Genomic DNA, 23,958 nt, shown 5'->3' on the forward strand with positions numbered 1-23,958 from the left:
ATCCCCGTTGGTGAGCCAATCCTTTCACGAGGATCATGCCCTTGACGACGATCGAGGTTCGCGGGTCGCGATCGGTTCGATCGCGCGGGGGAAGCCGTGCGCGACCGCTTCCGCAAGCGTGGCCGCCGCGCTAAGGTTCCGCCGTGTATCGGACGCGCCCTTCCCAGACCCCTGTCGCCGCCGGATGCGGCTCCCCGAGGCCCGGAGCCGGATGGTCGGCGCGCGTGCTGGCGGGCGGCGCTCTGCTCCTGGCCGCGTCCGCCGGACCCTCCGAGGCCGGCGCAGCCCGTGCGGGCGGTGGCAGCTGCTATCTCACCGGCGGGGGCGCGCTCGAAATCTGCCGCTCGTCGAACGAGGCCGAGGGCGTCTATGCCGTCCCGCCGCCCTGCCGCTTCGTCCACGACGTGCAGATCCTGCGCCTCAAGGACACCGGCCCGCCCGGACCGCTCCAGGTGATCTACCGGGCCGAGCCGCCCCGCCGCGAGGGACGGCGCGGCGAGGAGAGCTGCCCGGCGGACCTGCGCGCCACCGATGCGGCGGCGGGCGGCGCCGTGCGCATCGGCCGGCAGGTCGAGGCCCTGGCCACTACGCTGCCGCTCGCCGATCCGCGCTTCTGGAACGAGGCTCAGGCCGGGGCCGGCCCGGGCACCGCCCGGGCGGCGCAGGCCGCGTCCCCGCGCCGCCGCAGCCGGGCGAGCCGGCAGGCGCGGCGGGAAGCCAGGCGCGCGGAGCGGGAGGCGGGCGAGCGGGGCAAGATGACCTTCCAGCCCCAGACCGTCGCGCCGGAGAACGACCCTTCCGGCAGCGCCATGATGGTGGCCGGGCGCGACTGGGCGGGTGATCCCTATTACGCCATCCTCACCACGGCGACGGAGCCCGCGCCGGAGGGGCATCGCCGGGTACTGGTGCAGGCGCGGACCTACGATTTCCAGGGGCTCGACCTGCGCGTGGAGGCCGATCCCGGCACGGCGTGGAAGCCCTTCGGCGCGCCGCCTCAGGCGGAGGGCCGGCGCCGCGGCCGCGGCCGGCCGGAGGCGCAGAAGCCCGCGCCGGTGCTCGACGAGACCGGCAAGCCCATCGTCGGCCACTGCGCCGCCCCGGGCCTGGAGGCCCGCGGCCTGACCGGCTCGATCGCCATGGTCGATCGGACCTACCATTACTTCTACACCGACGTGCTGCCCTCCGATTGCGGCGCGGCGCCGGCCAAGCGGCGCATGGGGCTCTACCTGCGCACGAGCCGCGACCCCCTGGCGGAGCGCGCATGGTCGGCGCCCGTCACGCTGATCGAGGGCCTACCCGCCGACACCACCATGCGGGTGGCCAAGGCGCGGGGCATGGACCGCTGGGCGGTGGCCTATACCTGCGCGCGGCCGGTCACCGCCTCGGGCGGCCCGGTCGCCGACATCTGCCTGCACTACACCGCCGATCTGTCGCCCGGCAGCATCACCGCCCTGTCGCTCTATTCCGAGCCCGTCGCGGCGGGCCATTCGAGCGCCTATCTCGGCCTGCGCTCCGGCGGCGATGCCCTCGGGCGCTTCACCCGCGACGGCTTCGGCTGGATGACCGACCGCTACGGCAATCTCGACGCCCCCGCGATCTATCCCGACAAGGGCGGCTTTCTGACTTGGCTCGACCGCCGGGCGCCGCGCGTCGACGGCAGCGACGCCTCCTCCCTCTACGGCCGCCCGGTCTTCTGGGCGACCTGGACGGTGCAGCCGCGCCCCGCCGCGCCCTGACGCGTCGGCCTTTTCGCGGATCTCTGCACGACGAGGTGGGCGCTTGCGCGGGACGAGGGAGCCGGCCTGCCGCGTTGACAGGGCATGAGGCCGTCCTCGGGCGGCGGGAGGCGCGCATGACGGTTGCGAAACTCGAAAGTTTGGCCGAGCGGCGCGGGGCCGACGTACTGGTCGAGGTCTTGCGCAGCGAGGGCGTGGCCTACGTCTTCGGCAATCCGGGCACCACCGAGCTGCCCCTCATCGACGCGCTGACGGACGCCACCGACATCGCCTACGTTCTGGCCCTGCAGGAGGCCAGCGCCGTCGCCATGGCGGACGGCTATGCCCAGGCCGCGCGCCGGCCGGGCTTTCTCAACCTGCACACGGCCGGCGGCCTCGGCCACGGCATGGGCAACCTGCTCAACGCCCAGATCTCCGGCACGCCGCTGGTCGTGACCGCGGGGCAGCAGGATTCCCGCCACGTCGTCACCGATCCGCTGCTCTTCGGCGACCTCGTCACCCTCGCCGGCCCCACCGTGAAATGGGCCCGCGAGATCACGCATGCCGACCAGTTGCCCGTGCTCCTGCGCCGCGCCTTCCACGATTGCGCCGCCGCCCCCTCCGGCCCGGTCTTCCTGTCGCTGCCGATGGACGTGATGGAGGCCAGGACCGCGGCGCCGCTGGGCGAGATCTCGACCATCGACCACCGCGCCGTGGCCGGCTCCCTCGACCGGCTGGCGGAGCATCTTGCGGCCATCGCCCCCGGCCGCCTCGCCCTCATCGCGGGCGACGAGGTCGAGGCCAGCGACGCCTCGGCCCAGGCGGTGCGGCTCGCCGACCTCCTGGCCGCGCCCGTCTACGGCTCGTCCTGGCCGGCCCATATCCCGTTCCCGACCGCTCACCCGCTCTGGATGGGCAACCTGCCGACCAAGGCGAGCGCCATCGCGGAGATCCTGGGCCGCTACGACGCCGTCTTCGCGCTCGGCGGCAAGTCGCTGATCACCGTGCTCTACACCGAGGGCTCGGCGGTGCCGCCGGGGACGGAGGTGTTCCAGCTCTCGGTCGATGCCCGCGATCTCGGCCGCACCTACGCCACGCATCTCTCCACCGTCGGCGACATCCGCGCCTCCCTTGATGCGCTGCTGCCGCTGCTGGAGGCCCGTCTCGCGCCCCGGGCCGAGGCTTATGCCCGGCTGCGGACGGAAGCGGTCGCGGCCTACGACGCGCGCCGGGCGGCTCTGGCGGAGCGGGCGCAGGCGGCCTTCGCCGATCCGGTGATCCATCCCCTCGTCGCCGCCTGGGAGATCGCCCGAGCGGTCGGCTCGGACATCGCCATCGTCGACGAGGCGCCCGCGACGCTGGGGCACCTGCGCACGATCCTGCACAGCACCTGGACGCGGCAGTATTCCTCGATCCGCGGCGGCGTGCTGGGCTGGGGCATGCCGGCCTCGGTCGGCTTCTCGCTCGGCCTCGACCGGGCGCCCGTGGTCTGCATCGTCGGCGACGGCGCGGCGATGTACTCGCCCCAGGCGCTCTGGACCGCCGCCCACGAGGGGCTGCCGATCACCTTCGTGGTCATCAACAACGCCGAGTACAACATCCTCAAGCAATTCATGAAATCGCAGACGCACTACGCCTCCGTGCGCGCCAACCGCTTCATCGCCATGGACCTCACCGAGCCCCGCATCGACTTCCTGGCACTGGCCGCCTCCATGGGCGTGCCGTCGCGTCGGATCGAGCGCGCCGGAGACATCGCCGGAGCGATCGAGGCGGGCATCCGCTCCGGCGGACCGAACCTCGTTGAGGTGGTCGTCAGCGCGACATGAGCGACGCGTCCCTCCCGCGGCCGATGCCGCCGACCCTCGTCTTCGACACGGATTGCGTGCTCTGCGCGACGAGCGTGCGCTTCGTGCTGGCGCACGAGCGCGACGACCGGCTGCACTTCGTCGGCGCGTGGTCCCCGGACGGGCTCGCTGTGGCCGCGGCTCACGGCTTCACCCCCGAGGATCTGAACGGGACCTTCCTGTTCGTGCAGGACGGCCGGGCGCTGACCCATTCGGATGCCGGCCTCGCCCTGGCGCGCCACCTGCGGGCGCCCTGGCGCTGGCTGGGGCTGTTCGGCGTCGTCCCGAAGCCATTGCGCGATGCTGTCTACGCGTCTGTCGCGCGGCACCGCTATCGCTGGTTCGGGCATCGCGCCGATTGCGCCCGTGTGCCGCCGGAGCAGCGGCACCGCTTCCACGGCGTGCGGCCGGCGCAAAGCCAGCCTACCTGACCGATCGACGCCGGATCACACCGTCTCCGGTCGATCACGTTCGGATCGTGCCGAACTCCGTCATCGCGCGCGGAGGCGAAGCGATCCGGCGCGCGACCTCTCCGGAAGGTACGGAGCCCTGGATTGCTTTCGCTGAGCCTCGCAATGGCGGCAACGTCGACGAAGCCATCGTCCGGACGCCGTTTCGGCGCCCTGCATCCGTCCCGCACCTCCGGATGAGGCGGTGGAGGGGAGGGGGCCCATCGAGGGCCCCCTGGAGAAAATCAGGCCTTGCGGGCCACCGTGAAGCGGGCGGCGTCCTTCAGCACCTGTGCCCGCGCCCCCCAGGGAGCGACGGCGTCCTCGCACAGGGCGACCAGCCGGTCGCATTCGGCCCGCGCCCCGTCGAGGCCGAGGCGGTCGACGAGGGTGGCCTTGCCCGCGTCCTTGTCCTTGCCCGTGGCCTTGCCCATCGCCTCCGGAGAGGCCTCGCGGTCGAGGATGTCGTCGGCGACCTGGAAGGCCTGACCCAGAGCCTTGCCGTAGTTCAGTAGGGCCGACCGCTCCTCCGCGCTCGCCCCGCCGACCAGCGCGCCGGCCTCCACCGAGAAGGCGAGGATCGCCCCGGTCTTCATCGCCTGCATGCGCAGGGTATCGTCGATATCCATGCTCGCGGGGCCGAACCGCCCTTCGGCCGAGAGGTCGAGGAGCTGGCCGCCGACCATGCCGCCGAGGCCGGAGGCCCGGGCGAGACCGAGCACGAGTTCCGCCCGGATCGCCGGATCGGGCTGCCAGCGCGGATCGGCGGTGACCTCGAAGGCCAGCGTCTGAAGCGCGTCGCCGACGAGGATCGCGGTCGCCTCGTCGTAGGCCTTGTGGACGGTGGGCTTGCCGCGGCGCAGGTCGTCGTCGTCCATGGCCGGCAGGTCGTCGTGGACGAGGCTGTAACAGTGCACGAGCTCGACGCCCGCGCCGGCCGCCAGCGCCGCATCCTCGGCGCCGCCGAGCATCCGCGCGGTCTCGATGGCGAGGAAGGGCCGCAGACGCTTGCCGCCGCCGAGCACGGCGTGGCGCATCGCCTCCATCAGGCGCGGCGGCCGGGCGATCTCGCCGGCCTGCAGGCTCGGCCCGAGCAAATCCACGAGGAAAGTCTCGACGGTGTCGGCGACCCCCGCCAGCCTGTGGGTAAAGTCACCCGTATACGCGTCCGCCTTGACCGAGGGGTGGGGAGCCTGCGTTGAGGTCATCGGGACTGGCCTGGATCGGGGAGGGGCGGACGCGAGGTGGCGGTGCCGGAGGACAGCGAAGCCGGTTGGCGCGGGCGCGACCTGCGAAGGGTGTCCCCGTCGCGGAGAGCCGTTCCGGCGCGCCGGTCCGGGTTGCGGCGCGCCGCCACCCTGATCACCCTCGCGCCCGTTGCGGTTCTCGTCGTCACGCTCACGTTGGGGCTCGTCTATAGCGTGGTGACCCCGCCCTCAACCCTGATGCTGGGCCGATGGTTGACGCTCCAGGGCGCGCAGCGCGCAAGCGTGCCCCTGGAGGCGATCGCGCCGGCCCTGGTCCAGGCGGTGATGGCGTCCGAGGATCAGCGCTTCTGCCTGCATAACGGCGTCGATTGGGGGGCGCTGCGCGAGGTGGTGGACGACGAGGAGGGGCCGAGCCGCGGCGCCTCCACGATCACCATGCAGACGGTCAAGAACGTCTTCCTCTGGCCCGGCCGCTCCTACATCCGGAAAGGTCTGGAGATTCCGCTCGCGGTGATGGCCGACGCGCTCTGGGGCAAGCGCCGCACCCTGGAGATCTATCTCAACGTGGCCGAGTGGGGGGAGGGGATCTTCGGGGCCGAGGCCGCCGCGCGTCACTGGTTCCGCAAGAGCGCCCGCGACCTGACCCGGGGCGAGGCGGCCCTGCTGGCCGCCGTGCTGCCGAACCCGATCCTGCGCAGCGCCGGCAAGCCGACGCGCGGCGTGCGGGCGATCGCCGCGCGCATTCAGGCCCGGATGGGGCAGGTCGATGGGTTGATGGGCTGCCTGAAGCGCTGAGGCTTCAGCCGACTTCCGCCTCGCAGAGCCGCGTCACGGCCCGCTCGTAGGCCTTGGCATCGAACTTTCGAAGAGAGTTCTCGCTCTGGTAGCGCACGCTGCCGAAAACCTTGCGGGTCTGCCAGGGGCGGTCGTGCAGGCCGAAGATCCAGGCCACGTTGGTGAAGGAATTCGCGTCGCGCCCGTCGAGGAAGTAGCGGTTGTTGAGCCGCAGCGTCCGGGCGAAGGCCTCCTCCGGCGAGGGGGACCATTCGAGGATCTTCTTGCCCCAGTACATGCGCAGCTGGTTGTGCATGTAGCCGGTCTCCCGCATCTCGCGCATGGCCACGTTCCAGTAATGGTCGTGGGTCTGGCCCTCCGCCAGCTCCTCCTCCGAATAGAGGTGCGGGCGCGGATCGTCGGCGTGCTCGGCCAGGTTCTTGCGCGCCCATTCGGGCACCGCGCGGGCGTAGTCGTCGTAGCCCTCCGTGCGGAAGACGTGGTTCATCGCCAATTCGCGCCGGACGATCAGCTCCTCGAGATAGGCCGAGCGGTCGTCGCGGTCGCCGGCCTTGGCGTCACGGATCGCCAGGGCGATCTCCACCGGCGAGATCTGCCCGAAATGCAGATAGGGGCTCATATGCGAGGCGGCGGCCGCCTCCGGCTTGTTGCGGCCGGCGCCGTAGCCGGCGAAGCCGTCCTTCAGGAAGCGGTCGAAGTGCCGCCGCGCCTCGCCGTAGCCGCCGCGGAAGCGCTTGACCGGGCCGACCACCCTGTCGAGCGTCAGCTTGGCCAGGAGCGTGTCCGGGTCCGAGACATCGAGTCCGCCCTTGAGCCGTAGATCCGTCGCGGGATGCGCGACCTTGCGGATCTCCAGCGGCTCCAGAAAGTCGTCCCAGAGCCTCTGCAGCTTCGGGCGCAGGGTTCGCGCGGCGTATTCGTGCTTGGGCGAGGCGGTCTCGACCGGCACCACGACGTCACCCTCGACCTGGACGATGCGGCAGGCCGCGCCCTGCACGATCTCCTCGTACCAGCGCCGCTGGATCGCGAGGTAACCGCGGTCGAGCACCAGCAGGGCGGCCTTGCCCGAGAGATCGACCGCCACCTCCGCGGGCGTCGCCCGGCGCAGGTGGAAGCCGATGCCGCGCTTCGACAATCCCGCCGCCGCATCCGCCAATCCCTGCAGCAGGAAGGCGTAGTGCCGGGCATTGGCCTCGGGAAAGCCGTTCGCGCCGTCGAGCAGGCCGAAGCAGACCAGGACCGGCAGACCCAGGCGGTTGGCCTCCTCCACCGCCAGTTCCAGCGCCGGGTTGAAGGCGGCCCGCATCGATTGCTGCATCAGGTAGAGGACGTACCCGGCCTCATCGCGGGCCGGGACATCGTTCAGCACGCGGATGCGGCCGGTCTGGATCGCCATGCTCGCTTCAGTCCCTCTCTCGCCCGGTGATGCTTCGACGTCGCACGATCCGAATCACCCGTACCCGTCCGGGTGTGGTGATTCGCATTGCGCGCGAGGGTTGTGAGCCGGTTCCCGGTTCGTCGGGGGCCGAATGCACCAGCGCACAAAAGGTTGCGGCGCAATCTGATCGATGCCTCTGCATAGAGTGCCGCACCGCGCTGGCCCGGCAGGATTCGCGAGACGATCGAGGATCATAGCCGACACGAAGACAGTGCCGGCGCCAATCTCTATTCACGGGGGAAGTGGATTACAGATGGCCCATCTGTGAAACTACCTGCGACATTTTGGAGACAGGGCCTGACAGACGTGCGCGGCCGCACCCGCAAATCCGAATATTGCCGGCTGCCGGTCTTGCAAAAATCCGGCGTCGGATCATTTTGTGCATTGCGGGAACGCAGACGGTTTCTGCCTCCCGCTGCCCTCCTTGGGCGTTTCCTCCCTAGACTTCGGGCCGCCCGCGAGGGCGGCTTTTTTTTGCCCGCTCGCGGCCGTCGCTACCCGCGGGCGCGGGCGCGGATCATGAAGTTGTCGTAGGTGTATTCCGCGACCTGGAACCAGAGGTATTCCTCGTTCCGGAAGGTCCGCATCGCGTCGTAGATCCGCTTGAAGTCCGGGTTCTTGGACGAGAGATCCGCGTAGACTTCGTTGGCCGCTTTCAGGGCCGCCTCCATCACGTCCTGCGGGAAGGGGCGAAGCTGGGCCCCGCCCGACACGAGCCGGCGCAGGGCCTGCGGGTTCCGCGCATCGTAGCGGGCCTGCACGTCGGCATTCACCTGGGCCGCCGCGCCCTGCAGGATCGCCCGGTAGGTCTTGGGCAGGCCCTTCCACGCCTCCGCGTTGATCCAGAAATGCAGGAGCGCGCCGCCCTCCCAGAAGCCGGGATAGTGGTAGATCGGCGCGACCTTCTGCAGGCCGAGCTTCTCGTCGTCGTGCGGGCCGATCCACTCGGCCGCATCGAGCGCCTTGCTCTCCAGGGCGCCGTAGATCTCGGGCCCGGGCGTCGCCTGCACCGCCGCCCCGAGCTTGGCCATCACCGTGGCGCCGAGGCCCCCGATGCGCAGCTTCAATCCCTGGAGATCGGCGACCGTCTTGATCTCCTTGCGGAACCAGCCGCCCATCTGCGCGCCGGTATTGCCGCCCGGGAGCGCGACGAGCGCCTGCTTCGAGAAGATCTCGGCGAAGAGTTCCGAGGCGCCGCCCTGGAGCCACCACGCGTTCTGCCCCCGGGCATTGAGCCCGAAGGGCATGGCCGTGGCCAGCGCGAAGGCGGAGTTCTTGGCCATGCCGACACTGGCCGGCGCGTGACCCATCTCGACCTTGGCAGCGCCCACCGCATCGAGCAGGCCGTCGGCGGGCGTCGTCTCGCCCGCGGCCGAGACCTGGATCTGGAAGCGGCCGTCGGTCGCCTCGGCCACCGCCTTGGCGAGGGTCTCGGAGGCTCCGAACAGGATGTCGAGATTGCGCGCATAGGCCGAGGACAGGCGCCAGCGCAGCTCCGGTGCGCCCTGCTGGGCGCGGGCGGGAGAGGTCAGCGTCGCGGCGCCGAGGCCCGCGGCGAGCAGGGCGCGCCGCTGCAGGGTCTTTGACATGGGTCTCCCGGCTCGTCCCGAGGGCAAAGGCCGTCTGGCGGCCGGCCCCGTGCCATACACGCGATCGGCTACAAGCGGAAACCGCGTTCACGGCCTCGATCCGAGCGGTCGCCTCCTACGGCGGGCCGTGATACCAAGCGCCCCGTGAAGACCGAAAACCTCAGCCTCCATACCGTCTGCGGCCTCGACGAACTCGTCGAGCATCGGGCGGCCGGCGTCAGCCACGTCCTGTCGATCCTCGATCCCGACCGGGCCGACCCCGAGGCGTTCGGCAGCTACGGCACGCATCGGCGCACCGTCCTGCGCTTCCACGACGCGATCGAACCGGCGCCGGGCGTGATCCTGCCCGAGCGCGAGGACGTCGAGACGATCCTGAGCTTCGGCCGCGCGGCGGCGGCCGATGGCGGGGAGGTCCACATCCTCGTTCACTGCCATGTCGGCATCTCGCGCTCGACCGCGGCGCTGGCGAGCCTGTTCGCGCAGGCCGAGCCGGAGACGCCCGCCGAGACGTTGATTGCCCGCCTGCACGAGCAGCGGGAGAAGGCGTGGCCGAACGCGCGGATGATCGCCTTCGCCGACGCGATCCTCGGCCGGCAGGGCAGCCTGAGCGAGGCCGTGCGGCGCCTGCACGCGCTGCAGCTGCGCAAGCGCCCGTATCTCGATCAGGTGATGCGCGATCTCGACCGCGGCGCGGAGGTCGACGCGGCGCTCCGGGATTGACGCGGCGCGGCGTTCGTCCCGCGCGAGCCGTCAGTTCGCCTTGGCCGGCGTGAAATTGCCGTCGCGCCAGACGTAGAGCACGTAGCCCTGAGCGGTGATGTCGCCCTTGGCGTCGAAGCCGACGGGGCCGAGCACCAGATCGAAACGCTCGCCGCGCAGCGCCTTGGCGATCGCGGCGGGGTCGGTGCTGTGGGCGAAGTTGCCCGCTTCCACTAGCGCCTGGAGTGCGGCGTAGCCGTAGATCATCGAGCCGTCCGCCTCGATGCCCTGCCCCTTGAAGGCGTTGACCACGCCCTGCGCCTCGGGCTTGCGGCTCGGATCGAGATAGAAGGTCATCAGCACGCCGTTGCTTGCCGAGCCCGCGATCTTGGCGAAATCCGACGTGGCGATGGCGGAGGTACCGAACCATTGCGGGCGGAAGCCCCGCTCGGCCGCGATGCGCACGAGGCGGCCCATCTCCTGCGCGTCGCCGCCGTAATAGACCACGTCGATCCCCGCCCCCTTCAGCCGGTCGGCCAGGGCCGCGGCGTCGGCGTCGCTCGGCTGAAAGGCGGTGGCGAGCGCCTCGTTCACGCCGATGCGGTTGAGGTTGTCCTTGGTCGCCGCCGCGAGCGCCCGCGAAGCCGGGGAGAGGTCGCTCAGGATCGCGATCTTCCGGTCGCGGAAGCGCTCGGCGAGGATCGCGGCGGAGAGCTTGGCCTGATCGTCGTCCCGGCCGCAGACCCGGAAGATCGTCGGCAGGCCGCGATCGGTCAGCCGCGCGGCGACCGAGGCCGCGGTGATCATCACGATGCCGTTGGCCGCGTAGACCTCGGAGGCGGCGAGCGAGGCGTTCGAGCAGACGTGGCCGACCACGAGCCGGACGCCGGAATGGACGTAGTGGTTGGCGACCGCGGTGGCCTGATTCGAGTCGCAGGAATCGTCCTGCACGTCGAGGACGATGGGTTCGCCGTTGATGCCGCCCCGGGCGTTGGCGTCCTTGGCCGCTGCCTCGACGCCGCGCAGAACCTGCTCGCCGACGGTGACGTAGGGGCCGGTGCGCGGCACGGCGACGCCGACCCTGACATCCGCCGCGGCCGGCGCGGCCGAGAGGAGCCCGGCGAGCAGCGCGAGAGAGGCCGGACCGAGGGCGAAGGAGCGTCGGACGGTCATAGCGCCTCTTTTTCAGCCCGCCGCCCCGTTGCCAAGTCCTGGGCTGACACCTGCACCCAGACTTGAACGGTCCGAGCCTCCGCCGCCATCAGGACAAAGGTCCTGCCCCGCCGAAGCCGGCGCGGCCCTGCGGCCTTGGATGCAGCCGGCCGTTCCTCCCTATGGAACGACGCGGGCGGGGCCGTTGGCAAGTCGCGATCTCGGTCAAGCGGGGGAGAATCGTACGGGACGACGATCCTAACGTGCGACGGAGTAGAGGGATGCGCCGGAGGCGATCGGGGCGGCCACGGTGGAGAACACGCCGAGCACCTTGCCCACTTCGGCGAACGGCGCGCTCGACACGTAGACGAGGTCGCGGTTGCGCATGCGGAAGCTCTGGGTCAGGAACAGCCCCTGCGGATCGCGCAGGTTCACCCGGTACACCACCGGCACCTGACCCGAGGCCAGGAGCGGCGAGTTCGGCCGCAGACGCCGCACCACCGCCGCCGGCTCGTAGCGGAACAGGAACACGCCCTCCGGGTCGGCCTGGGTCTCGCGCAGGCCCGAGGCCCGCGCCAGCGCCTGCGACAGCGACAGCCCGTCGGCCGAGAACGGCACCTCGGTGGTGGCCCCCAGCGCGCCCACCGAGAGGAAGGTCTGCGGATCGCGCACCAGCGTCAGGGTGTCGTCGGGGCGCACGAAGATGTTCTCGCGCGGGTTGGCCACCACCGTGCTCATCGGCACCGTGACCGTGCGGTTGCCGCGCGAGAGCCGCACGAAGGTCTCGGCCACGGGCGTGCGCACGCCGCCGGCCAGGGCGATCACGTCGAGCAGGCGGTCGGCCCGGCCGGTGAGCGGCACGCGCCCGCCGGTGCTGGCCTCGCCGGTGACGGTGACCGAGCGCGAGACCGGCTTGGTGACGGAGACGAGCACCTGCGGCTGGATCGCCTTGCCGGCCAGCTCGCTCTCGATCAGCGTCTGGACGTCCTGGGTGCGGCGCCCGGCGACCTTGATGCGTCCGGCATAGGGCACGGAGATGGAGCCGTCGGGTCCGACGATCTGCTCGGGGATGAGGGCGGATTTGGAGCCGGCGGAGAAGCGGTCGGCCACGAGCGGCCCGGAGAACAGGCCGCCGGAGCCGGCTTCCCAGACCTGGACGGCGACGGCGTCGCCGACGCCGATGACGGGTTCGACGGCGGGGCGGTTGTCGCCGAAGGTGACGAGCAGGCTGTCGAGGGGGCGAGCGCGCAGGGCTTCGACGACGGCGGGGGTGACGTCGATGATCTCGTAGCGGGCGAACAGGCCCTCGGCGGTGGCCACGTCCGCGCCCGTCTCGATCGCCGAGGTGGTCGGACCGGCTGCCGGAAGGAACGAGCAGCCCGACACGGCGAGCGCGGTGCCGATCACCGCAAGGGCGACCGCGCGCTTCATGGGCCGACCCGTCCGGGCCGCGGCCGGCCGACCGGCCCCGCTCGCCCGTTCCTCGTCCTGCGCACCGATGCTGCGATCCATGTAACCGTTGCCCCCGGGGACTCATACTCGCGACGACGCGCAGGCCGCGCGAAGGCCGCCGAGGGCTCACGCAGCAATGCGTCACCACCGTGGCACGGCCACGCTTAACCGACTCATCCCGGTCGATTCGGCGCGAGGGCGTCCCGCAGGACACAGCCGAGGCCCGCCGCCGTGAGGTCGCACCGAACCGGGGCGGCCCCCTCGTTCCGGCCGAAGCGGAACAGCGCGTAGTCGGTCGCCGCCGGACCCTCCGCCGAGGGGGGCAGATCAGGCAGCGAGGGCGCGTGATCGCCGAACACGCACAGGGTCGCCCGCCGTCCGGACAGGCCGTCGATCAGGCGCTCGATGGCCCGACCCGTATTGGCGACGTGGTGGAGGTACTGGTCCAGCGGACGGTCGATGCCGGCGAGCCGTCCGGGCTTCCAGGGGCCGTGGTTCTCCATGGTGACGCTGAAGACGAAGGTGGGGCCCCGGCCCGGCGCGACCTCCTCCAGAATGCGCTCGGCCACCGCGAGGTCGCCCACGTAGGGGCCCACCCGCGTCGCGCCCGAAAAATCCTCCTCCATGACCAGTCGCTCGAAGCCGAGCCGGCGGAACACCCGCGCCCGGTCGAAGAAGTCGCGGTGGAAGGGATGCACGAACACCGTCGCGAAGCCGGCACCGGCGGCAAGCCGGGCGAGGCTCGTCGGCTCCTCACCCTTGCGAGCAAGGTAGGGATCGAAGCGGCCGAAGCCGAGCGTTTCGGGCTCGCAACCGGTCAGCACGGCGTGCTCGGAGCGCATGGTGTAGGCGCCGTGGGCCGGCACCGCGAGGCGGCCGTACTGCGCCGCCTGCGCCCGGATGCGCGCCATCGCGGGCAGAGCGGGGCCGCCGAGGCGGGAGGGATCGAGGAAGGATTCGAGCTGGACGACGACGACCACCTCGTCGCCGGAATCCGCTCTGGCGGCCGGTGACGGCTCGGCTGCCGGCGCCGCCTCCTCGCCCAGGCGGCGCAGGGCGTAGCCCATCATGGTCGCGACGAGCCCGAACCGTTGCACGTCGCGCTCGAGGTCCGGCCGCGGGAAGAGACGGCGCAGCAGGGCCCGGCCCGGCGTCGTCAGGCCCGCCAGCACGAGGCCGGCCAGCGAGACCGGCAGTCCGAGGACCGCGAGGATCGCGGCGCCGGTCGCGTCGGGCAGGGCGGCCGGCTCGATCAGGTACCACGCGACGACGGCGGCGAGGCCGGCCGAGAGCGGCGCCGCGATGCGCAGGTCGGTGAGCGGCAGCGTGTAGTAGAGCTGCGGATGGCGCGGCACCTGGGCGAGCAGGGCGAGATCGCTGAACACCACCGGCTCGCCGATCACCCGGCGCTTGAGCGAATCGACCACCGCGAGGATGGCGAGCGTCAGCAGACAGGAGGAGGCCGCGAGCCAGGGACGCCAGGAGAACTGGAACCAGAACAGCGTGATGAGCGCGTAGCCCGCCAGCCGGATCGCGAGATCGCCCGGACGCAGGCTCGGCCGGCGCGGGGCGGCCGCCGCCTCGATGGCGAGGGCGCCGGCGAGCGCGACCGCCAGGGGCAGGAGAAGGGTCGCCGCGCTCATCGAAGGCCCTTAACGCCGCGGTCCGCCGGACACGCCGCGCCGGGCGCGCAGGCGGCGAAGGATCGGATTGAGGACGGCGTAGCGCAGTCGCATCGTGGCGTGGCGGACGGCGCCGAGCGCGAGCGGCGAGGGCGGGGCGGCGGCGCGGGCCTCGCTGAGGCGATCGAGCAGTTGCTCCGGCGTGCAGGGCTTCATCGCCACCGGATCGAGATAGAGCGGGTAAAGGATCAGCGCACCCGCCACCAGCTCGTCGAGGGAGAGCCGCCGGCCCCGGTCGGCCTCCGGGGCGAGATCCTCGGTGAGACCCCAGCCGGCGTAGAAGGGCCGGCCGTGAACGGCCACGCTCAGGCCCCGGATCAGCGCCTCGAAGCCCGCCAGAGAGGTCATGGTCTCGACGTGGTCGCAGCGGTCGAGCAGATCCACGATCGAGAGGCCGCCCACCACGCGGTCGGCCAGCGCCCGCACCTCGACCTCGGGAATCGTGCCGGGCCTGAAGCCCGCTTCCACGTCGGGATGCGGCTTGTAGAGCAGGAAGGCGTCCGGATTCCGGGCGCGGGCGGCGCGCAGGAGCGCGAGGTTGCCGCGCACCTGCGGCGAACCGGTCAGCACCGAGGCGTCGTCCTCCACCTGCCCCGGCACCAGCACGATCCGCCGGTCCGTGGGCCAATCCTCGCCGGCACCCGCGAGGCCGACATTGTACTTGCTCAGGCGCCGCGCCACGATGCTCTCGCGCAGGGCGGCGGCGCGCGCGGTCACGTCGGGCGGGAACGCCGCCTCCCGGAGGATGCGGGCCAGCCGGCTCTCGACCCGCGGATCGTAGTAGATGCCGAGGTCGTCCACGACGATGGACGCGCCGGGCTGCAGGCTGGCGCCGAGGCCCACCGAGCGCAGGAAGCCGTCCTCGATGCGCGCGAAGGGGAGGCCGGCCTCCGCGCACAGGCCCGGAAGCTGCTCGGGGCAGCGGGTCGCCCAGGCCTGAACCCGGGCGTCGTGGCTGCGCGCCAGCGCGACCGCCTCCTGCGCCGTCATGGTGTGGAGCGGCGGCCCCGCCGGCCCCGCGGCGAAGACATCGAGCGCCGCCCGCTTCCAGCCCGAGACGCCGACGAGGACGACGCGGCGCGCGTTGTCGCGGAAGCGGTCGCGCAGCCACGCCACCCGCTCGGCGGCCTCCGCCAGGGAAATCGGCCTGCGCGTCCAGGGATCGAAGCCGTGCACGCCCGCGCCGAAGCGGCACGCGAGGAGGGCAGCGGCATCGCCGGGCCGGGGGCCTTCCGCGGGGTCGGAGCAATGCGTCTCGAAGCCTGCGGCCTGCGCCTCCCAACCGGCGTCCCACCGCGCCACGTGGATGCGCCCGGCGAGCGGGAACAGCCGCCACGGATCGGCCGGCGCCGTGATGACGGTGAGCCGCGGATCGGTCGGCGCAGCCTCGGCCGGGCAGCCGTCGGGGCCGGCGGCGACGAAACGCGCGGACGGGAAATCGGCCAGGAGCCGCGCCAGGAAGGCGCGCACGGACCCACGGGAAGCCGCCGTCCGCGCGTCGATCAGGGCCAGATCCGGCGCTCCCGCGAACGCCTCTTCGACCGCACCCGCGCCGGATCGAGGCCAGCGGTTGAAGCCGGAGAGGCGAAGCGCGCGCAGGAGATCGCCCAGGTCCGTCGAGGGCTCCTCACCGCCGACCGGGCGGCCGGCATAACTCAGTCTCAGGCTCGCGAAGCCGGTAGCGGGCGAGTCGTAGGGGCTGAGCAGCGGCCCCGGGGCAACGCGCAGGACCTGCAGAGCGCTCGCCGCCGCGGCGGGGGACCAGAGGGCCGGAGCACCCGGGGCGCGCAGGCGCAAGGGCACGCCCGCGGCCGCCTCGATCTCGGCACGCAGATGCCGGACCGTCCTGCCGAGCGGCAGGAAGGAGCGGGGCAGCCCGGTATCCACGTCCGGCTCGATGTGGCGCAGGTCGATCATGGCGAGGCCCGCTCCATAGCCCAAGCCGCGGGCGCGGCCCAGGGCGGTTCGTGCATGGGCGGCGGAGCAGGGAGCGGACGGTCGTCCCGCGGATGGAGCCGATTTTCCAGGGGATGACGACCGGCCGGACACAACGGAGCCGTAATCTGGCGCGAGACCTCCCCCGACCGATCGTCGCAATCTCAAATGACGTGACGAATCGGCCACGGAGGCTCCCGAATCGCTCGGCGCTCCTCTCGCTGTGGTTGCTGCGGCCGGAAGAGCATGAGATTTCGTCAGCCTCGACGCCGTCGGCCCTTCGCTTCGCGCTTCAGGGATTGAGCACCTCGGAATGTCGCAGCCACGTGCCAGTGCCGTTCATGGTCACGCCGCCACGTTCCTGTTCCTGCAGGGGATCGCCTCCCCGTTCTTCTCGATCCTCGGCGAGGCGCTGATCGAGCGCGGTCACAAGGTCCGGCGCATCAATTTCTCGGCGGGCGACTGGCTGTTCTGGCGTCTTCCAGCCGACCATTACCGCGGCAAGCGCGACGACTGGGACGCCTACCTCGAATCCTATATCCGCGAGCATGCGGTCACCGACATCGTGCTGTTCGGCGATTGCCGGCCCTACCATCAGGCGGCGGTGCTGGTCGCCAAGCCGCTCGGCGTGCGCATCCACGTCTTCGAGGAGGGCTATGTCCGGCCCTACTGGATCACCTGCGAGGCGGGCGGCGTGAACGGCAATTCCACGCTGCCGAAGCGCGCCGAGGAGATCCGGGCGATCGCCCGCAAGCTGCCGCAGCCGGGGCGCGCAATGCCGCTGACGGGCGACATGGCCCGGCGCAGTCTGTGGGATATCGGCTTCAACATCGCCAATATCGGCTTCCCGTATCTCTATCCGGGCTTTCGCACCCACCGGCCGAACCACATCGCCGCAGAGTATGGCGGCTGGATCAAGAAGTTCGTGCGCCGCGGCCGCACCCGGCGCGAGGCGGCACGGGTCAACGAGATCTACGCAGCGATCCAGGCCGACTACTTCCTGCTGCCGCTCCAGCTCGACAGCGATTATCAGATCCGCGTCCACTCGCCGTTTCTCGGCGTCGAGGGCTTCATGGACCGGGTGATCGCCTCGTTCGCGAAGCACGCGCAGGCACCGACCCGGCTCCTCGTCAAACTGCACCCGCTCGACAGCGGGATCATGAACTGGCGCAAGCGCGCCCGGCAATCGGCCAAGCGCCACGGCTGCAACGACCGCCTCGACTTCATCGACGGCGGCGACCTGCCCAAGCTGATCGACGGCAGCCGCGGCGTCGTGCTCGTGAACTCGACGGTGGGGATGCTGGCGCTGGAGCGCGGCCGGCCGACCCTCGCCTTCGGCCAAGCGGTCTACAACCTGCCGGGCCTGACGCATCAGGGCGACATCGACACCTTCTGGAGCGATCCGAAGCCGCCGGACATGGCGCTGATGCGCGACTTCACCCGGGTCGTCATGCACCGCACCCAGATCAACGGCGGCTACTTCTCGCGCCCGGCCATCGAGCGGGCGGTGGCGGGCGCCGTGCCCCGGCTCGAGGCAGCCTTGCCGCCCGCGGCGCTGGCCAGCGCCCGCGACACGCTCGACGAGACCGAGCGCGACGGCCGGCTCTCGCCCGCCTATTGACGGCAGCGCGTCGAGGCCGTTCCGGACCTCGACCGCCGGCTCCCCCGAAAGACAGACATCCTTGCCCGTCATCCTCATCACCGGAGCCTCCAGCGGCATCGGCGCGGCCCTCGCGCGGCTCTACGCGCGGGAGGGCACCAGCCTCGTCCTGACCGGCCGTGACCGGACCCGGCTCGAGGCCGTCGCCGAAGAATGCCGGGAGCGGGGGGCCGACATCCGCACGCGGAGCATCGACGTGCGCGAGCGGACGGAGATCGGCGCCTGGATTCGCGAACTCGACGGCGCGACGCCCCTCGACCTCGTGATCGTCAACGCCGCGGTGAACGGCGGCCATCCGAGCGGCGGCCTGGAGACGGAGGAGACCGCCTTCGAGACCGCCGACATCAATCTCGGTGGGGCGCTCAACGTGATGCTGCCCTGCGTGACCCTGATGAGTGCGCGCGGCCGGGGCCAGATCGCGCTGATCTCCTCGCTCGCGGCCTACGCGCCGCTGCCCGATGCGCCGGCCTATAGCGGGGCCAAGGCCGCGCTCCTGGCCCACGGCCTCGCGCTGCGCCAGAAGCTGAAGCCGCTGGGCGTGCGCCTCAGCGTGGTCACGCCGGGCTACGTGAAGACGCCGATGGGCGGCGTCATCAAGGGTTGGCGGCCCTTGGAGATGAGCGCGGAGCAGGCCGCGGCCCGCATCATCCAGGGGCTGGAGCGCGATCGCGACGTGATCGCCTTCCCCGCAATTCTCGCCGCGCTCGCCCGCGGGGCGCTGCTGGTGCCGGAGCGGATTCGCAGCGCGGGCCTGCGCGGGTTCCGCTTTCGCAACCGTCCGCGGCGCTGATGGCCGCGCCGCGTCTCGCCCTGTTCGCGCTGGAAGCCCTGCCGAACGCCCGCGCGGTGCGCCGCTTCGTGGCGGACCACGCGCAGGACATCGCCTTCGTCGGGCTCTCGAACGCGGAGCGTCCGGCGACGGGTGGGCTGACCGGGCAGATCCGGCGCCATCTCGCCCGCTCGGGGCCGGGCTTCCTGCCCTATCTCGGCGTCAATTTCGGCCTGCCCGACCTGCTGCGCCCGCTCGCCCCGCTCACGCAGCGGCTCGCCGGCAGCCGCGCGGCACCCGAGGCGACGCCGCTCGCCGCGCTCTGCCGCCGCCTCGCCCTACCCGTTCACACGGTGGACGACGTGAACGGAGAGGCGGTGGCGAAGGCCTTCGCCGCGCGGGCGCCGGACCTGATCGTCACCTTCCATTTCGACCAGATCCTGTCTGAGGCGACGCTGGCGCGGGCGCGGCTCGGCGGAATCAATTTGCATCCGAGCCTGCTGCCGCAGCATCGCGGTCCCGTGCCGACGATCCACGCCCTGGCGGAGGGGAGGGGGGATTTCGGCGTGACCATCCACCGGCTGGCCGCGGCGATCGATGCCGGGGCGATCCTGGCGCAGGAGGCGGTCGCGTTGCCCGCCGACACCACGGCCACCCGCGCCGCCGTGCGGCTGCACGAGCGGGGCCGCCACCTGCTCGACCGGGTGCTCGACGAGGCGGCGGCGGCGGGAGCGCTTCCGCCCGGCCGGACGGTGCCGGTGCTGCCCTATTGCGGCTTTCCGGATCGGGCCATGCTCGCCCGGATGCGCCGGGAGGGAAGGCACCTCACCGACGGCCGCGACCTGCGGGACGCGCTCACGCTCTCCCGCAGGGATTGAGGCCGATCAGGCCCGCAGGGCCGCGTCGAGATCGTCGATGAGGTCCTGCGGGTCCTCGATTCCGATGGAGAGGCGCACCACCTCCGGGCCGGCGCCGGCCGCCCGCTTCTGCTCGTCGGTGAGCTGGCGGTGCGTGGTCGAGGCCGGGTGGATCACCAGCGAGCGCGTGTCGCCGATATTGGCGAGGTGGCTGAAGAGCTGGAGATTCGAGACGAGCTTCACCCCCGCCTCGTAGCCGCCCTTGAGGCCGAAGGTGAACACCGCCCCCGCGCCCTTGGGCGTGTAGCGCTGCGCCAACGCGTGGTAGCGGTCGCTCTCCAGGCCCGGATAGCTCACCCACTCGACGTCGGCGTGATCCTTGAGGAAGCGCGCCACCTGCAGCGCGTTGTCGGAATGGCGCTGCATCCGCAGTGGCAGCGTCTCGATGCCGTTGAGGATCAGGAAGGCGTTGAAGGGCGAGAGCGCGGGGCCGAGGTCGCGCAGGCTGAGCACGCGCACGGCGATGGCGAAGCCGAAATTGCCGAAGGTCTCGGCCAGCACCATGCCGGCATATTCGGGCCGGGGTTGGGACAGCATCGGGTAGCGCTCGTCGCCCTGCCAGGGGAAGGTGCCGCCGTCCACGATCAGGCCGCCGATGGAATTGCCGTGGCCTCCGAGGAACTTGGTGGCCGAGTGCACGATGATGTCGGCGCCGTGCTCGAACGGCTTGATCAGGTACGGCGTCGCCATCGTGTTGTCGACGATCAGCGGGATGTTGTGGCGCTTGGCGATGACGCTGAGCGCGGCGATGTCGGTGATGACCCCGCCCGGATTGGCGATGGACTCGCAGAAGATCGCCTTGGTGCGGGGCGTGATCGCCCGCTCGAAGGAATCGGGGTCGTCGGTGTCGGCCCAGACCACCTGCCAGCCGAAGTTCTTGTAGGAGTGGTTGAACTGGTTGATCGAGCCGCCGTAGAGCTTGTTGGCCGCCACGAACTCGTCGCCTGGCTGCATCAGGGCGTGCAGCGTCAGGAACTCGGCGGCGTGGCCCGAGGCTACGGCGAGCGCGGCGGTGCCGCCTTCGAGCGCGGCGATGCGCTCCTCCAGCACTGCGTTCGTCGGGTTGGTGATGCGGGTGTAGATGTTGCCGAAGGCCTGGAGCCCGAACAGCGAGGCGGCATGGTCCACGTCGTCGAAGACGAAGCTCGTCGTCTGATAGATCGGCGTCGCCCGCGCGCCCGTGGCCGGGTCGGGGGTCGCACCCGCGTGGATCGCGAGGGTGTTGAAGCCGGGCTGGCGGTCGGTCATCGCGTAAACTCCTCAGGGTCGGCGGTGTACGCCCGCGATCTCCGGACGTGCAAGCGCCCCGCATCCGGGCACCCGGCGGCAAGGTGACCTTCTGGTGACGGTGGGCGGGGAACGTTGCCGCGCTGCACAGTCCTCAAGCGCGGCAGTCTAGACACGTTCGCATCTTGCATGTCAGAGAGCGCCCGGGACGGGATCGGCAATCCGGTGGTGACCGCGGGTCGCATTGATTGCCGGCGCGCGATGGTGTCTGCCGTCGATCCGGATCTTGAATTGTAAAGCCTCCAAGGTATGCCGGATCGAAGCGTCCGCGGTGCCCGGAGAGGCTCGGCACTGCCGGCTGACGGGAGGGTTACCTTGGCAGACGAAGGGCCTCAGGGCACCAAGCGAGATTTCCTGTTCCTCGCCACCGGCGCGGGGCTGGCCGTGGGCGTGGGCGCGGTGGCGTGGCCCTTCGTGGCCTCCATGGCGCCGGATGCCGCCACGGTCGCGGCCGGCGCGCCGCTCGATGTCGATCTCAGTCCGATCCAGGACGGCCAGATCGTCAACGTGTTCTGGCGCGGCAAGCTGATCTTCGTGCGCAAGCTGACGGAGAAGGAAGTCACGGACATGAAGGCCGTGCCCCTCTCCGAGATGATCGACCCGGCCGGATTCGACACCCGCGTCAAGGCGGGGCACGATCGCTGGCTCGTCGCCTACGGCAACTGCACCCATCTGGGCTGCGTGCCGATCGGACATTCCGGCAATTACGAGGGCTGGTCCTGCCCCTGCCACGGCTCGCAGTTCGACGCCGTCGGCCGCGTGCGCCGCGGCCCGGCGCCGACCAACCTGCCGATTCCGCCCTACGCCTTCGAGACCGATACCAAGCTGAAGATCGGCGAAGAAGGCGGCAAGGCGGTCGCCTAAGAACAGGACACGAGAAGCCGGAGCGGGCAACCCGATGAGCAGCGCACACGCGACTTCGACCTACGTCCCCAAGAGCCGCCTCGCGAAGTGGTTCGAGTCACGGCTGCCGCTCGTCGGGCTGGTGCACTCGTCCTTCGTCGCCTTCCCGGTTCCGCGTAACCTCAACTACTTCTGGACCTTCGGCGCGATCCTGATCGCCTTCCTCGGCATCCAGATCATCACCGGCGTCTGGCTGGCGATGCACTACGATCCGAACGCGAGCAACGCCTTCGATAGCGTCGAGCACATCATGCGCGACGTGAACTACGGCTGGCTGCTGCGCTACGCGCACGCCAACGGCGCCTCGATGTTCTTCGTGGCGGTCTACGTCCACATCTTCCGCAACCTCTATTACGGGTCCTACAAGGCCCCGCGCGAGGTGCTCTACCTGCTCGGCGTCATCATCTACCTCCTGATGATGGCCACCGCCTTCCTCGGCTACACCCTGCCGTGGGGCCAGATGAGCTTCTGGGGCGCCACCGTCATCACCAACATCCTGGCGGCGATCCCCGTGGTTGGCGACACGATCCAGAGCCTGCTCTGGGGCGGCTACTCGGTCGGCAACCCGACCATCAACCGCTTCTTCTCGCTGCACTTCCTGCTGCCGTGGATGATCGCCGGCGTCGTCGTCCTGCACGTCTGGGCGCTGCACGTCACGGGCCAGAACAACCCGGCCGGCATCCCGATCAAGTCGAGCAAGGACGCGGTGCCCTTCACCCCCTACGCGACCATCAAGGACGTGTTCGCGGTGGTGGTGTTCATGATCCTGTTCGCTTGGTTCATCTTCTACCAGCCGAACTATCTCGGCCACGCCGACAACTACGTCCCGGCCAACCCGTCGGTCACGCCCGCGCACATCGTGCCGGAATGGTACTTCCTGCCCTTCTACGCGATCCTGCGCGCGGTGCCGGACAAGCTCGGCGGCGTCATCCTGATGTTCGGCGCGGTGCTGATCCTGGCCTTCGCGCCGTGGCTCGACACCTCTCGGGTCCGCTCCTGCAATTATCGTCCGGTCTACCGGGTGTTCTTCTGGGTCTTCCTCGTCAACGCCATCATCCTCGGCTGGCTCGGCGCGAAGCCCCCGGAGGGCGGCTACGTCCTCGCCTCGCGGATCTGCACCTTCTACTACTTCGCCCACTTCCTCATCGTCATGCCCCTCGTCGGCCTGTTCGAGACGCCCGACCGCCTGCCGGGATCGATCCTCGAAACCGTGACCGGCAAGGGCAAGCAGGTGAGCGGATCGGGCATGCCCGCGGGCGCCGCGGCCGAACCGGCCAAGCGCTGACGGGCAGGGGGAGACAACAACGATGCGCATCGCACGCCTCGCCGCCGCGACCCTTCTCGCGGCCTCCCTCGGTGCCGCCTCGGCGCTCGCCGAGGACGGCCACGGCATCAACCCGCCGCGGGAGAAGTGGAGCTTCGCCGGCATGTTCGGCCGCTTCGACCAGGCGCAGCTCCAGCGCGGCTTCCAAGTCTACAAGGAAGTCTGCGCGAGCTGTCACTCCATGCGTCTGGTCGCCTTCCGCAACCTCGCGGAGCCCGGCGGTCCGGGCTTCACCGCGGGGCAGGTCAAGGCGCTCGCCGAGACCTACAGCGTCAAGGAAATCGACGATTCCGGCGCCGAGAAGGAGCGTCCGGCCCGTCCGGCCGATCGCTTCCCGTCGCCCTTCCCCAACGAAAAGGCGGCGGCCGCGGCCAATGGCGGCAAGGCGCCGCCGGACTTCTCGGTGCTGGCCAAGGCCCGCACCTACGAGCGCGGCTTCCCGCTCTTCGTCTTCGACGCGCTGCCCTTCACCGGCTACTCGGAGCAGGGTGTCGATTACATCCACGCGCTGCTGACCGGCTACGAGGATGCCCCGAAGGGCTTCACGATGCCCGAGAGCGGCTACTATAACAAATACTACCCCGGCCACGTCATCGCGATGCCGAACCCGCTCAGCGATGGGCAGCTCACCTATCCCAAGAACGACAAGGGCGAGCCCGTCGTGCCGGAGACGGTGGAGCAATACTCGCACGACGTGGCGGCCTTCATGGCCTGGGCCGCCGAGCCGCACATGATGGCCCGCAAGGCGCTGGGCCTGCGCGTGATCCTGTTCCTGATCGTGCTCGCGGGGCTGCTCTACTACGTGAAGAAGCAGGTCTGGAAAAAGGTCGGTGGCGAGGTGCACGGCCTCCAGCCCGAGCTGCACAAGACCTACTGAGCCGACCCTGCAGGTCAGCACGAACGAACGGGCCCTTCGCGGGCCCGTTTGCGTGTCGGCGCAAGCCTGCGATAAGGGCTGGCAAGTGCCGGACATGGCCGGTCCGGGCGAACTCAAAACGTCATCGCTAGACCATCGTGCCGGATATCGTATCCGGCACGATGGTCTAGCCTCCTGTTTTGCATCGTCTTTTTCCGAAAGCCGGCGGCCACCTTTCGGGACGATGCTCTAGACCCTGCGACGCGTCCCGCGACGGGCGCGCG

At 70.8% G+C, this 23,958-nt stretch carries 19 protein-coding genes; 11 read left to right on the forward strand and 8 right to left on the reverse strand.

Going from position 1 to position 23,958, the window contains the following annotated elements:
- Positions 1–224 precede the first annotated feature (224 nt).
- From ACPCJR_RS00480 to ACPCJR_RS00490, 3 genes are all read left to right on the forward strand, one after another.
- Positions 225–1,736, forward strand: a complete 1,512-nt coding sequence (locus tag ACPCJR_RS00480; RefSeq protein WP_391515140.1) for a hypothetical protein — start codon at positions 225–227, stop codon at positions 1,734–1,736.
- A 116-nt stretch (positions 1,737–1,852) separates the two neighbouring features.
- Complete coding sequence (locus tag ACPCJR_RS00485; RefSeq protein ID WP_391515141.1) at positions 1,853–3,541, forward strand: thiamine pyrophosphate-binding protein; 1,689 nt, start codon at positions 1,853–1,855, stop codon at positions 3,539–3,541.
- On the forward strand, positions 3,538–3,990 hold the full coding sequence (locus ACPCJR_RS00490; protein ID WP_391515142.1) for a thiol-disulfide oxidoreductase DCC family protein: 453 nt from the start codon (positions 3,538–3,540) through the stop codon (positions 3,988–3,990). The genes ACPCJR_RS00485 and ACPCJR_RS00490 overlap by 4 nt, the downstream gene beginning before the upstream one ends.
- Positions 3,991–4,253: 263 nt before the next feature.
- Here ACPCJR_RS00490 and ACPCJR_RS00495 read toward each other — a convergent pair whose 3' ends face one another.
- Positions 4,254–5,216, reverse strand: a complete 963-nt coding sequence (locus ACPCJR_RS00495; protein ID WP_391515144.1) for a polyprenyl synthetase family protein — start codon at positions 5,214–5,216, stop codon at positions 4,254–4,256.
- A 36-nt stretch (positions 5,217–5,252) separates the two neighbouring features.
- Between ACPCJR_RS00495 and mtgA the strand changes: the two genes are divergently transcribed.
- Entirely contained in the window at positions 5,253–6,011 is a 759-nt protein-coding gene (mtgA, locus tag ACPCJR_RS00500; protein ID WP_391515146.1) for a monofunctional biosynthetic peptidoglycan transglycosylase, read from the forward strand.
- A gap of 4 nt (positions 6,012–6,015) precedes the next feature.
- Here mtgA and ACPCJR_RS00505 read toward each other — a convergent pair whose 3' ends face one another.
- Together ACPCJR_RS00505 and ACPCJR_RS00510 are read right to left on the reverse strand one after the other, a co-directional pair.
- Positions 6,016–7,407 carry a deoxyribodipyrimidine photo-lyase gene (locus ACPCJR_RS00505; protein ID WP_391515148.1) on the reverse strand — a complete coding sequence of 464 codons (1,392 nt, stop codon included), beginning with the start codon at positions 7,405–7,407 and terminating at the stop codon, positions 6,016–6,018.
- A gap of 536 nt (positions 7,408–7,943) precedes the next feature.
- On the reverse strand, positions 7,944–9,038 hold the full coding sequence (locus tag ACPCJR_RS00510) for a TRAP transporter substrate-binding protein (RefSeq protein WP_391515149.1): 1,095 nt from the start codon (positions 9,036–9,038) through the stop codon (positions 7,944–7,946).
- Positions 9,039–9,182: 144 nt separating this feature from the next.
- On the opposite strand from ACPCJR_RS00510, the gene ACPCJR_RS00515 reads away from it, so the two are divergent.
- Positions 9,183–9,758 carry a tyrosine phosphatase family protein gene (locus tag ACPCJR_RS00515; protein ID WP_391515151.1) on the forward strand — a complete coding sequence of 192 codons (576 nt, stop codon included), beginning with the start codon at positions 9,183–9,185 and terminating at the stop codon, positions 9,756–9,758.
- A 30-nt stretch (positions 9,759–9,788) separates the two neighbouring features.
- Here the strand turns inward: ACPCJR_RS00515 and ACPCJR_RS00520 are convergent, their stop codons facing one another.
- From ACPCJR_RS00520 to ACPCJR_RS00535, 4 genes are all read right to left on the reverse strand, one after another.
- On the reverse strand, positions 9,789–10,910 hold the full coding sequence (locus ACPCJR_RS00520; RefSeq protein ID WP_391515153.1) for a branched-chain amino acid ABC transporter substrate-binding protein: 1,122 nt from the start codon (positions 10,908–10,910) through the stop codon (positions 9,789–9,791).
- Between the two features lie 237 nt (positions 10,911–11,147).
- Positions 11,148–12,320, reverse strand: a complete 1,173-nt coding sequence (locus ACPCJR_RS00525; RefSeq protein WP_423451073.1) for a polysaccharide biosynthesis/export family protein — start codon at positions 12,318–12,320, stop codon at positions 11,148–11,150.
- A 194-nt stretch (positions 12,321–12,514) separates the two neighbouring features.
- Entirely contained in the window at positions 12,515–13,984 is a 1,470-nt protein-coding gene (locus ACPCJR_RS00530) for an LTA synthase family protein (protein ID WP_391511191.1), read from the reverse strand.
- A 9-nt stretch (positions 13,985–13,993) separates the two neighbouring features.
- Positions 13,994–15,940 carry a capsular biosynthesis protein gene (locus ACPCJR_RS00535; protein ID WP_391511190.1) on the reverse strand — a complete coding sequence of 649 codons (1,947 nt, stop codon included), beginning with the start codon at positions 15,938–15,940 and terminating at the stop codon, positions 13,994–13,996.
- Between the two features lie 331 nt (positions 15,941–16,271).
- Here ACPCJR_RS00535 and ACPCJR_RS00540 point away from each other — a divergent pair, with 331 nt between their 5' ends.
- The 3 genes from ACPCJR_RS00540 (at position 16,272) to ACPCJR_RS00550 (ending at position 19,265) form a co-directional block, all read left to right on the forward strand.
- Positions 16,272–17,579, forward strand: coding sequence for a capsule biosynthesis protein (locus ACPCJR_RS00540; protein WP_391511189.1), 1,308 nt, complete (start codon positions 16,272–16,274; stop codon positions 17,577–17,579).
- A 61-nt stretch (positions 17,580–17,640) separates the two neighbouring features.
- Positions 17,641–18,408 carry an SDR family NAD(P)-dependent oxidoreductase gene (locus tag ACPCJR_RS00545; protein ID WP_391511188.1) on the forward strand — a complete coding sequence of 256 codons (768 nt, stop codon included), beginning with the start codon at positions 17,641–17,643 and terminating at the stop codon, positions 18,406–18,408.
- The gene (locus tag ACPCJR_RS00550; protein ID WP_391511187.1) at positions 18,408–19,265 is read left to right on the forward strand and encodes a formyltransferase family protein; all 858 of its coding nucleotides are present in this window, start codon (positions 18,408–18,410) and stop codon (positions 19,263–19,265) included. Before ACPCJR_RS00545 ends, ACPCJR_RS00550 begins: the two co-directional genes overlap by 1 nt.
- Before the next feature lie 6 nt (positions 19,266–19,271).
- Here the strand turns inward: ACPCJR_RS00550 and ACPCJR_RS00555 are convergent, their stop codons facing one another.
- Positions 19,272–20,552, reverse strand: a complete 1,281-nt coding sequence (locus ACPCJR_RS00555) for an O-acetylhomoserine aminocarboxypropyltransferase (protein ID WP_391511186.1) — start codon at positions 20,550–20,552, stop codon at positions 19,272–19,274.
- Between the two features lie 354 nt (positions 20,553–20,906).
- On the opposite strand from ACPCJR_RS00555, the gene petA reads away from it, so the two are divergent.
- The 3 genes from petA to ACPCJR_RS00570 are packed head-to-tail and all read left to right on the forward strand — an operon-like array spanning position 20,907 to position 23,695.
- Entirely contained in the window at positions 20,907–21,455 is a 549-nt protein-coding gene (petA, locus tag ACPCJR_RS00560) for a ubiquinol-cytochrome c reductase iron-sulfur subunit (protein ID WP_110353795.1), read from the forward strand.
- Between the two features lie 34 nt (positions 21,456–21,489).
- Positions 21,490–22,779: a cytochrome b gene (locus ACPCJR_RS00565; RefSeq protein WP_391511185.1), complete on the forward strand. Its 1,290-nt coding sequence runs from the start codon at positions 21,490–21,492 to the stop codon at positions 22,777–22,779.
- A 22-nt stretch (positions 22,780–22,801) separates the two neighbouring features.
- Entirely contained in the window at positions 22,802–23,695 is an 894-nt protein-coding gene (locus ACPCJR_RS00570; protein ID WP_391511184.1) for a cytochrome c1, read from the forward strand.
- The last annotated feature ends 263 nt before the right edge of the window (positions 23,696–23,958 follow it).

Source organism: Methylobacterium sp. NPDC097929 (assembly GCF_049543375.1).
GTDB lineage: Bacteria > Pseudomonadota > Alphaproteobacteria > Rhizobiales > Beijerinckiaceae > Methylobacterium.

Bases quoted from the DNA above. Each gene is read 5' to 3' on its own strand.
- ACPCJR_RS00485 (WP_391515141.1), top strand. From the start codon at position 1,853: ATGACGGTTGCGAAACTCGAAAGTTTGGCCGAGCGGCGCGGGGCCGAC.
- ACPCJR_RS00490 (WP_391515142.1), top strand. From the start codon at position 3,538: ATGAGCGACGCGTCCCTCCCGCGGCCGATGCCGCCGACCCTCGTCTTC.
- ACPCJR_RS00495 (WP_391515144.1), bottom strand. From the start codon at position 5,216: ATGACCTCAACGCAGGCTCCCCACCCCTCGGTCAAGGCGGACGCGTAT.
- ACPCJR_RS00505 (WP_391515148.1), bottom strand. From the start codon at position 7,407: ATGGCGATCCAGACCGGCCGCATCCGCGTGCTGAACGATGTCCCGGCC.
- ACPCJR_RS00510 (WP_391515149.1), bottom strand. From the start codon at position 9,038: ATGTCAAAGACCCTGCAGCGGCGCGCCCTGCTCGCCGCGGGCCTCGGC.
- ACPCJR_RS00520 (WP_391515153.1), bottom strand. From the start codon at position 10,910: ATGACCGTCCGACGCTCCTTCGCCCTCGGTCCGGCCTCTCTCGCGCTG.
- ACPCJR_RS00525 (WP_423451073.1), bottom strand. From the start codon at position 12,320: ATGAAGCGCGCGGTCGCCCTTGCGGTGATCGGCACCGCGCTCGCCGTG.
- ACPCJR_RS00530 (WP_391511191.1), bottom strand. From the start codon at position 13,984: ATGAGCGCGGCGACCCTTCTCCTGCCCCTGGCGGTCGCGCTCGCCGGC.
- ACPCJR_RS00535 (WP_391511190.1), bottom strand. From the start codon at position 15,940: ATGATCGACCTGCGCCACATCGAGCCGGACGTGGATACCGGGCTGCCC.
- ACPCJR_RS00540 (WP_391511189.1), top strand. From the start codon at position 16,272: ATGTCGCAGCCACGTGCCAGTGCCGTTCATGGTCACGCCGCCACGTTC.
- ACPCJR_RS00550 (WP_391511187.1), top strand. From the start codon at position 18,408: ATGGCCGCGCCGCGTCTCGCCCTGTTCGCGCTGGAAGCCCTGCCGAAC.
- ACPCJR_RS00555 (WP_391511186.1), bottom strand. From the start codon at position 20,552: ATGACCGACCGCCAGCCCGGCTTCAACACCCTCGCGATCCACGCGGGT.
- ACPCJR_RS00565 (WP_391511185.1), top strand. From the start codon at position 21,490: ATGAGCAGCGCACACGCGACTTCGACCTACGTCCCCAAGAGCCGCCTC.
- ACPCJR_RS00570 (WP_391511184.1), top strand. From the start codon at position 22,802: ATGCGCATCGCACGCCTCGCCGCCGCGACCCTTCTCGCGGCCTCCCTC.